Source organism: Streptomyces sp. AC627_RSS907, from assembly GCF_019049165.1.
In genome coordinates this window covers 1-568 of sequence record NZ_JAGMUE010000364.1, presented here as the reverse complement: position 1 = coordinate 568, position 568 = coordinate 1, and the positions used below count along the sequence as shown (strand labels likewise).

Annotated in this window: 1 protein-coding gene; it reads left to right on the top strand. The window is 73.4% G+C overall.

Translation table 11 applies throughout. From position 1 onward, the window contains the following. Window positions 1-227, top strand: a 227-nt coding sequence (locus KUM32_RS35800; protein ID WP_217146088.1) for a hypothetical protein, incomplete at its 5' end; no start/stop codon positions are given. Between the last annotated feature and the right edge of the window lie 341 nt (window positions 228-568).

Sequence of the window (568 nt, the reverse complement as noted above, 5' to 3'; positions counted from 1 at the left end):
CCGCCAAGCCCAACAAGAAGTGCGTGTTCTTCACCGACCCGGAGAAGATCGGCATCGGCACCGGCTTCAAGTGTCCGACGCCCAAGGGCCACTCGAAGGTCGTCTTCACCGCCAAGGTGCCCAAGAACCTCCCCTCCGGCTCGGTGGCGTTCTTCGACGCCTACCACCAGATCGGCTCGTCCATGTGGAACGCCGGCTCCTTCTCGGGCGGCTTCGGCGTCAAGTAACCCGAGACGGGATGCGCCGCCCCACCCACGCGGCGCACCCCGCGACACCGCCCCGCGCCCCCCGACGCGGCCCAAGCCCGGCGCGGACGGACACCCGCTCGCGAGCCCCCTCGCGTCCGCCCGCGCCGGAACCCGGCACAGTCGCAACCCGGCACGGTCAGAACTCGGCAGGTCCGGAAGCCGACACCGTCAGCACCCGGCACGGCCGGCCCCGTACCGGAGCCGTAGCCGCTACGTCCCACCGTGCCCGCCCGCACGGCCCGGCGCGACGAACACCAGCCCGCCACGCCCCGTACGAGGCCCGCCGGCACGCTCCCCGACGCGCTCGCTCCACCCCGCCC